The 8,782-nt window shown below is 41.6% G+C and carries 8 protein-coding genes; 5 read left to right on the top strand and 3 right to left on the bottom strand.

Annotated elements, in window-relative coordinates; genetic code table 11:
* Nucleotides 1-380: DUF2127 domain-containing protein (locus DP117_RS32235; RefSeq protein WP_169222245.1), on the bottom strand; the 380-nt coding region annotated here is incomplete at its 3' end.
* A 300-nt stretch (nt 381-680) separates the two neighbouring features.
* Here DP117_RS32235 and menB point away from each other — a divergent pair.
* Entirely contained in the window at nt 681-1,514 is an 834-nt protein-coding gene (gene menB / locus DP117_RS32240; protein ID WP_169222246.1) for a 1,4-dihydroxy-2-naphthoyl-CoA synthase, read from the top strand.
* A gap of 297 nt (nt 1,515-1,811) precedes the next feature.
* Here the strand turns inward: menB and DP117_RS32245 are convergent, their stop codons facing one another.
* Together DP117_RS32245 and DP117_RS32250 are read right to left on the bottom strand one after the other, a co-directional pair.
* Complete coding sequence (locus DP117_RS32245) at nt 1,812-2,111, bottom strand: hypothetical protein (protein ID WP_169222247.1); 300 nt, start codon at nt 2,109-2,111, stop codon at nt 1,812-1,814.
* Nucleotides 2,112-2,720: 609 nt separating this feature from the next.
* Nucleotides 2,721-3,266: a DciA family protein gene (locus tag DP117_RS32250; protein WP_169222248.1), complete on the bottom strand. Its 546-nt coding sequence runs from the start codon at nt 3,264-3,266 to the stop codon at nt 2,721-2,723.
* A 123-nt stretch (nt 3,267-3,389) separates the two neighbouring features.
* On the opposite strand from DP117_RS32250, the gene DP117_RS32255 reads away from it, so the two are divergent.
* The 4 genes from DP117_RS32255 (at nt 3,390) to DP117_RS32270 (ending at nt 7,950) form a co-directional block, all read left to right on the top strand.
* Complete coding sequence (locus DP117_RS32255) at nt 3,390-4,769, top strand: hypothetical protein (RefSeq protein ID WP_169222249.1); 1,380 nt, start codon at nt 3,390-3,392, stop codon at nt 4,767-4,769.
* A gap of 324 nt (nt 4,770-5,093) precedes the next feature.
* On the top strand, nt 5,094-5,792 hold the full coding sequence (locus DP117_RS32260; protein WP_169222250.1) for a PspA/IM30 family protein: 699 nt from the start codon (nt 5,094-5,096) through the stop codon (nt 5,790-5,792).
* 167 nt (nt 5,793-5,959) lie between these two features.
* A complete protein-coding gene (locus tag DP117_RS32265) occupies nt 5,960-6,736 on the top strand; it encodes a PspA/IM30 family protein (RefSeq protein WP_169222251.1) in 777 nt (258 codons plus the stop codon).
* Between the two features lie 575 nt (nt 6,737-7,311).
* Nucleotides 7,312-7,950 carry a hypothetical protein gene (locus DP117_RS32270; protein ID WP_169222252.1) on the top strand — a complete coding sequence of 213 codons (639 nt, stop codon included), beginning with the start codon at nt 7,312-7,314 and terminating at the stop codon, nt 7,948-7,950.
* Nucleotides 7,951-8,782: the final 832 nt, after the last annotated feature.

An 8,782-nucleotide genomic window follows, 5' to 3' on the forward strand; every position in this document is an offset into this window, starting at 1 on the left:
TATTCACGTAGCCAGGGGAGTGTCAATAACTCAAAGATTTCTGGAGGTATACTAATGCCAACTAGTCCCAGGACTAACAGTGTAGCCCAAGATTTTTCATACCACAAACCAACTGCTTCAATTCCTGTGATCATCGCGTAAATTCCAATCGCTATTCCGCTAAACTCTAGTTTTTTAGGACTAATATTTAAAATTTTATCTATGAGCCATTCAATAATTTTCAGTTTAGTTTCTAAAACATAAGAGTCAGAAAATGCAGCTAAGTTTTGGTAATTTTTTAGTGCTAATAGCAAAGCGATAGAAGTAACAGCTAAGAGTGAAGCGACAAAAGTCTTGTAAATGACAATTGCTAATAAACCAGGTGGGCGCTTATTTTTCACATAACCTCTTCAAATTGTTTAATATCTACTTGATTGTGATTATCCCAATTATACAAATAAGGGATTGTGATAATATGACCCCAACTATGAGCAGAAAAATTTCAACCTTCGCTTATATTTGGGAGTAAATTTGTCCACATATTATCATTGCAGGTTATGAAGTCGGTTTCTTATAGTTGATGATATGTATCACAACGCTAAAACTGCAAAGATTCAGGCAGTTGAAATGAGGTTTTAGAAATTTCATATAGCAGCTCCTGATACAATCTTTAAGCTGAAGTTAAGTCATTCTTTGTCGCCATGCAAATTAACTGGCAAATAGCTAAAACCTACGAAGACATTTTTTATCACAAAGCTGATGGCATTGCCAAAATTACTATCAACCGTCCTCACAAACGAAATGCCTTTCGTCCCAAAACTGTTTTTGAACTGTATGACGCTTTCTGTGATGCACGCGAAGATACGAGTATCGGTGTTGTCCTATTTACTGGTGCTGGTCCAGATACTGATGGTAAGTACGCTTTCTGTGCAGGAGGTGACCAAAGTGTGCGAGGACACGCTGGCTACGTAGACGATGATGGTGTACCACGTTTGAACGTGTTGGACTTACAACGCTTGATTCGTTCCATGCCAAAAGTGGTTATTGCCCTTGTTGCTGGGTATGCAATTGGTGGAGGACATGTCCTTCACTTAATTTGTGATTTGACTATTGCGGCTGATAACGCCATCTTTGGACAATCTGGTCCTAAAGTTGGTAGTTTTGATGGAGGTTTTGGTGCTAGCTATCTTGCCCGTATTGTTGGACAAAAAAAAGCGCGAGAAATCTGGTTTCTCTGCCGACAGTACAATGCACAGCAAGCACTAGAAATGGGCTTAGTCAATTGCGTTGTTCCAATAGAACAACTTGAAACTGAGGGTATCCAGTGGGCGCGAGAGATTTTAGAAAAAAGCCCCATAGCTATTCGCTGCCTAAAAGCAGCATTTAACGCTGACTGTGATGGACAAGCTGGTTTGCAAGAATTAGCTGGTAATGCCACCTTACTCTATTACATGACAGAAGAAGGACGAGAGGGAAAACAAGCATTTTTAGAAAAGCGTTCACCTAACTTTCGTCAATATCCTTGGCTACCCTAAAAACACAAAAATCGCACCTTTGATAAAAGGCGCGATTTTTTAGGTATCATGGCTCTTTTGACGACCTATAGATATTAAAAGCGAATTTTATTTTCGATGCACGACTTTCGTAAGTTGATAATAATTCATGGCTAGCCCTATGTATGTCACTTTCACAAAGTGAAGTGTGAAATATTCGCTTCTTAAGGGTCTAAGTCTAACTTCTCTTCCACAAAAAGAGGTATGAACCAATTCGCCTAAAACAGCACTAAAATGGTGCTTCAGCGATTTGACTTTTCCTGTTTTGGCAAAAGAAAGCTATATTAATATAGCCTCAACTTTCGTCTTTTCAGAAGAGCACTCAGGAGCTGTTTTCTCAACAGGAGCAACCGCAGGTTTGTTTAAACCTGAAGCTAAGACTGATGTTGCATCTGGCAAACTCCAAACATCTTCTAAATTTTCCCAAGAGGGAGCAAACGGTGGGAGCGCCAAAGAACAAGCCTTCCAGTTTCCTCTAACTGGTGCTCCCAACTGTTGGCAGAATCCGCCGCGACGTCCCTCTAGATTGTAATAACGACAATATCTACAGGCAGAAGTCAATGATTTTATCTGTTTCATATTTAGTGCCTTTAGTGCCGTTTTAGGGCTAATTTTCTTCCTTTTATTTTGCGTCTCTACAACAAATGTCAGTTTCAGCTAAAACCCGTGATTTCACTAGATCCTAGCGATCCCAACAAAAAAATTAACTTTATAATCTTTTTAGGTTTGTGTTATATTTTCATTTTTTTTGTTAACAAAGTGATACATTGGTTGCAGTGTATTAAGCATGGTTTGTTTACGCTGAAAATAATTGGGGATCAAAGTTAATCATGAATATAACGATTCGATGAGCCTTGGAACTTCAGTCTCAAGAGACACTTTTGAAGGTAAAATTAACTCTATCTTTTGAAAGAATTGACGTTATTGAAGCGTAGCCAAAATCACATGTCAATCGGAGAAATTTTCTATCTTTAGGAAGATGAAGTGAGTTACAAAAAAATTATTATACTCAGCAACTCATCACAGAATCGCAAGAGTTTTTTGATAAAAATCTCACTGAAGAATTGATGAAATATTCCTCAGGCATGATGGCGATTATGACTTACAGAAAACCGCATGCCGTAGAAGCACGGTATTGTCGTGCCCGTTACTCATTGCATTCTGATTTCTGTGTTCTGGTGTTCTTGTTCAAGATTGCTTAGCAGCACACACACAACAGACACCCCAGCGCTGAAGTTCGCCTGGTGGGGTGGGACAATCACACAGAGGACAAAGAGGTAAATTGTGCGATCGCGCTTGCACTGTTTTCGCCCAATTCTGAAAAGCAGCATTAGCATCAACTGCTTTGGGCGTCACATCATCGTCTATCTTAATTTCATCACCCACATAACTGGGATGTTCGCGTAGTGATATTGTTTGTTGTTCCTTGCGATCGTTTTGAGGACGCCGCCATCCGGCTGTAGAAAAATGAATATCCCTCAAACCAATTGACAATTTTTCATTCAACTTTAAAATCAGGCGCTGACGCCCAAAAGTTAGGTTTTGTGCCCAAACTGCGCTAGAAGTTGCCACCCGTAATACATCGCGCTGGAGCGATAATGGTTGAGTGTGAGCAGCAGTAGCTGCCCCTACGACTTCAGTCCAACACGTGAGCAAACGTTGAAATGGCTGCTCTTGCCATTTCGTCTGAGCTGCCAAAACCCCTAGAATATCATTAACCGATTTAAACGACATGTGACCAACCTTGGCAACAATTGCAACACAGGTGCTATAGATCTATGATATTTTTCGCACCTGATTGGCAAAAATATATTTTTAAATTAATCCGACATTCTAAGTTTGAGGCAAACAGACACAATGAGTCAAAACCCCCTAGTTGAGGGTGTTCAATCTTCTAAAACAACAGGGTTGAAGTCACCACTAAAAGCAGCATTAGCTAGTTTGGAAGTCCAATTAGATCAAGAATTAGCTAGATACCGACGTACACAGGCTGGATACAGAACTCCAAACCAGCCTCGTGTCAGCATTCCCATCAGCACTCAAATTCAACAGTTCACTGCTACAAGTACAACAGGAAGCAAAACTCAATTATCTGCACAGGACAATTTTGAAGAGAGTTTCCACAACATTGATTTGGCAACTCTTAAAACAGATAACCCAAGTACTTGGGATCAAGAGGAATCTCTTCTGGCAGAAACGGAAATTAATCCGCCGAAATCTCTGGAACAGACTCAAGATCAGGTGAGTGCATCAGCAGCAACACTCGATACTTTGTTACCACCTCAAACCTCACAGCCGTACACATCAATTTCCTCAAAGACACAACATCTACAATCTCATATAGATTCAACTCCAAGCAATTCTGCTGAAGCACCAACGACTCCAGCAGCAAATACCATTATCGTACATACACAAATTAAAGAACAAGGTCAGACTCAGAGTGTAAATATTGCACAGTCAGAAGATCACACAAGCAAACAACCAAATGACTATTTAGAATCGTCTGAAGCGTTGCTGAGAAGTTTTACAGAAGAAGAACCAAAAACTCACAAGCCGACCAATTCTGACAACAGTTTACTATCTCCCTTAGGCATTGGCTCTATGCTACTCCTACTATTAGGAAGTCTGACACTGGGGTATGTCGTCTTGAATCATAAAAGTATACCACAATTTAGTTTCAATGGATTGTTTCAACAGAATGCGCCCACGACTGCGGAAAATACAGCAGACAATACAGTAGAAATTAACAACAATGTGAAAACAGTCGCTCAACCCACTCTTACACCCATACCCAAAAATCCTAATTTAGCGACAGATGAGTTTCCAGAGGTGAAAAATCCCAATGATGTTGTTGGCTTAAAACCCCAATCCAAACCAACAGCATTCACTAACCCAGGCACAGCTAAAAACCCAACCAATCCAGCCACAAAACCAAATGTACAGTCCACACTTGGACTAGATTCTACACCATCTTCAGAGGTAACAACTTCCCAAGAAGCGTTAAAGACTCAACAAAAGCCAGATGCAGAAATAAAACCATCAGCAGATGGGTTTTATCATGTAGTTATAGATAATCAAGGCGATCGCGCTTTTGCCTCTGCACGGCAAATCGTTCCCGATGCTTACTTATCAGCTGACGGTAAAATTATTTATCTGGGTGCCCTAAAGAGCAAAAAGCAAGCAAAAACACTGCTCGAAGAGCTACAAGCAAAAGGCGTTAATGCCAGAATTGAGTAGCCTTTAGGCAGTTGATTTCCTTTTGAAAACAGACATCAAATAGAAGATGTAGGGGAGTAAAGGTAGGGCTGAGCTAATCAGTTATCACTCAACAGTGAACAGTGAACAGTGAAGGAGTCACCGAGTCAGGAGCGGAGCCACCAGCGGCTCCGCCTGCGTGAAGGAGTCACCGAGTCAGGAGTCGGAAGTCGAAAAACTAAATTCTTTATTTCTTTGTTCTGAATACTGAATTCAAAATTGCTGAATTCTTCTTCTAACTGATAACTGATCACTGATCACTGTTAACCTTTATACCCTCTACTGAAAATTGAATGGAGGTCCAATATGGGACTAATTGACCGTATGATGCGGGTGATTCGCGCCAACCTCAATAGTGTAGTTGTCAGTGCAGAAGATCCAGAAAAGATTCTGGAACAAACTGTTCAACAGATGCAAGAACATTTGGTGCAATTGCGACAAGCAGTAGCAAGTGCGATCGCCACCCAAAAACGTACTGAACGACAAATTACTAGTGCTGAGTCTACAGCACTAGAATGGTATCGCCGCGCTCAACTAGCACTCCAACAAGGTAACGAATCTCTAGCACGCTTGGCTTTGACTAAACGTCGAGCATATCAAGAAACGGCTCAAACCCTTGCCACTCAGATAGAGGAACAAAGTACCATTGTCGCTAGACTTAAGAAAGATATGCGGACGCTAGAGCTAAAAATTGGTGAAGCAAAAACAAAAAAAGATATGTATATTGCGCGTGCCCGTTCTGCTGAAGCATCATATAAACTTCAAGAAATGTTGGGCGGGACTTCCAGCATAGATAATATCAAAGCCTTTGAGCAGATGGAAGAAAAAGTTTTGCAGCTAGAAGCTCAAACAGAAGCCATCTCCACAATGAGTACAGATGATTTGCGTCATCAATTTGCTTCTTTGGAACAGAGTCGTGATGTTGATGCTGAACTTGCAGCGATGAAAGCACAGCTTTCGACTGAATCAGAAAAAAGACAGCAGCTACCAAAAACTTCAGACTGATAGAGATTGGGCAATGATCCAATTTGGAGCGTATCTTAAAAAATAGGAACGCCCTTAGGAAGTTCCAATCCAAACCGGAAGGATTAAATTGAAATAAGTAGCTATGAAATAGTAAAAAAGCTAACTACCCAACTAGGCGCGTAAATCAAAAAAGGAAAAACAAAATTATGGGATTATTTGATCGCATTAAGCGAGTCGTCAGTGCTAACCTCAACGACTTGGTCAGTAAAGCTGAAGATCCTGAAAAAATGCTCGAACAAGCCGTTGTAGAAATGCAAGAGGACTTGGTACAGCTGCGTCAGGGCGTTGCTCAGGCAATAGCAGCCCAAAAACGGACTGAAAAACAGTACAATGATGCTCAAAATGAAATCAATAAGTGGCAGCGCAATGCGCAACTTGCCCTGCAAAAAGGTGATGAAAACCTAGCAAGGCAAGCACTGGAGCGTAAAAAGACTTTTACTGATACGTCAAATGCACTCAAAGCTAGTCTAGATCAGCAAACTGCTCAGGTCGAGACTCTCAAGCGCAACTTAATCCAACTAGAAAGCAAAATTTCTGAGGCGAAGACCAAGAAAGAAATGCTTAAAGCCCGGATTACAGCTGCCAAAGCTCAAGAGCAACTCCAAGGCATGGTACGTGGTATGAATACCAGTAGTGCAACGGCTGCTTTTGAACGCATGGAAGAAAAAGTGTTGATGCAAGAAGCCCGCGCCCAATCAGCAGGTGAATTGGCGGGTGCCGATCTAGAAAGCCAATTTGCAGCTTTGGAAGGTAGTAGCGATGTTGATGATGAATTGGCCGCTTTGAAAGCTTCTCTATCAGGCACCTCACCAAATCAACAAGCACTACCACAACAAACCACTGCTTCAAAATCAAATAATAATAATAATGAAGTGGTTGATGCTGAGTTGGATTCGCTACGCAAGGAATTGGATAAAATGTAACTTATGCATTGACAAGCGCTTTCTTTTGGGTGTACCAGAGGCAGATTTATACAGTTGTCAATGAAAACCTTGATAGTCTTTTGTACTTTTGACAAAGAGTTTATCAAGGTTTCTCTTTTTGCTTGAACCAAAAAAGCCCGACACTCATGCTTCGCATACAGTGTGGGAGTATATCACAATTCTCCCCTGACGGATGGGGTTCGCCTACCGGTTTCCATTGATTTAGTTTCTGAAATTTTGAATTTTGATTTTGTTTGAATTTTGATTTTGAATTTTAAATGGCTAAATGTTTTCTTTAAGCCCGGTTATGGAGTAGAATTTATGGTGATTACAGTAATTCTACGGTTATCGAGTAACTATCATAAGTATAGTACTCACAACTACTGTTAGGCATGCTGTAACTATTTAACATTGTTCCGAATTGGAGGATATGTATGAATCGTTCACCATAGCTCGGACTTCTAAAAGCTGTATGCTGCTGCCTTCTTCTTGTAGGGTTCAGCTTTATTCAAGTAGCACCAGCTGCATTCGCAGATGACGCCACCCTTATTGAGGTTAAAGATTCACAGGGTGCTGTGACTGGTTCCTTAGTTGGAGACAAAGGCAACATCTACGCAGGTGGCGGTGGTCACGAAGGTGATTTGATTCTCTTCGATAAGGACGGTAAGTCCACTGTTCATGTTGATGGTGGCAACGGCAACATCGATTTAGGTGGAAATGGTCACGTAGGTGATTTAGTTCTCCTTGATAAAGAAGGTAAGTCCACTGTTTATGTTGATGGTGGCAAGGGCAACATCAACGCAGGTGGAAATGGTCACGAAGGTGATTTGACCCTCCTTGATAAGGAAGGTAAGTCCACTGTTCATGTTGATGGTGGCAACGGCAACATCAATTTAGGTGGAAATGGTCACGTAGGTGATTTGGTTCTCTTCGATAAAGAAGGTAAGTCTACTGTTTATGTTGATGGTGGCAAGGGCAACATCAACGCAGGTGGAAATGGTCACGTAGGTGATTTGACTCTCTTCGATTACACAGGTAAATCCACTGTTCAAGTTGATGGTGCCAAGGGCACCATCAACTTGGGTGGTAATGGTCACGATGGCGATGTAGTACTTCTTTCTGATGCAGGTAAAGCTCGCGTTGAGATAGAAGCGTGTCAACACCCCTACCTAAAGGTAAGGGGCTTCCAGCCTCAAACTAATAGGTTTAGTTGACCAGACTCAGTACCTTGCGTACTACGTTAACGGCAAGTGTTTAAGTTCCTACCTTGGAATGCTCAGCTAGTTCCAAGCTCTAGAAATCAAGGATTAAACAGGTTTATAGGGTTAAGCCAGTGTCTTTGGTATAGTACCGACCGTTAACTTTGTCGTTAGCGAAGCGGAACCTCTTAGGTTCAGCTAACTTTACTCCCGGAAGGGAAGGCTCTATGGCTAACGCCACGGCTAACGCCGAACGGAGCAAAACCGTTATGCGTACAGGGCGAACGATTTGAAATGGTAACTGTCCCATTGAAAGTACATTGCAAAAGTACACCGAATTTAGTAACCCCAAGGCGGTAATGGTAAAAGACAAAATGCAAAGCCGTCCCAGAAGGACGGGGTTTCTACCCAAATTTTCGATGACAGTTCTGCTCGCTTCCTGAACTCTGGTGGTGAAGTGACCATCAAACTAGATGGAGAGTCTGGTGATATTGTGGTTTCTGGAACCTCCCTCAAGAGCTTGCTACAGCGGATCGAGGCATTGGAAAAGTCATCAAAATAAGTAAATAAGTCTGTTTGAGGTTGAGCGGAGATACGAACAAAAACGGACACAAAGACCCTGAATGCATGCTTGATTTTTCCCTACCCGCAATAGTGTTGCGTACAAGAAAGTAGCAAAGTATCAAACATAAGCATGATCAGTAATGTGCAGATATCAAGGGCTCAACCTCAACTACGGTTGTTCCTCCAGAACGGAGAGACGTTAACGTGTACTTAACTCGACCCCTAAAACCCACATTCCGCAGGTGCGATCGTAAATGCTGTATTTTTGGAAATGACGTAAATG

This window comes from Brasilonema sp. UFV-L1 (assembly GCF_012912105.1).
Taxonomy (GTDB): Bacteria; Cyanobacteriota; Cyanobacteriia; order Cyanobacteriales; family Nostocaceae; genus Brasilonema.

Coding starts and splice junctions, on each gene's coding strand:
- menB (WP_169222246.1), top strand. CDS start 681: ATGCAAATTAACTGGCAAATAGCTAAAACCTACGAAGACATTTTTTAT.
- DP117_RS32245 (WP_169222247.1), bottom strand. CDS start 2,111: ATGAAACAGATAAAATCATTGACTTCTGCCTGTAGATATTGTCGTTAT.
- DP117_RS32250 (WP_169222248.1), bottom strand. CDS start 3,266: ATGTCGTTTAAATCGGTTAATGATATTCTAGGGGTTTTGGCAGCTCAG.
- DP117_RS32255 (WP_169222249.1), top strand. CDS start 3,390: ATGAGTCAAAACCCCCTAGTTGAGGGTGTTCAATCTTCTAAAACAACA.
- DP117_RS32260 (WP_169222250.1), top strand. CDS start 5,094: ATGGGACTAATTGACCGTATGATGCGGGTGATTCGCGCCAACCTCAAT.
- DP117_RS32265 (WP_169222251.1), top strand. CDS start 5,960: ATGGGATTATTTGATCGCATTAAGCGAGTCGTCAGTGCTAACCTCAAC.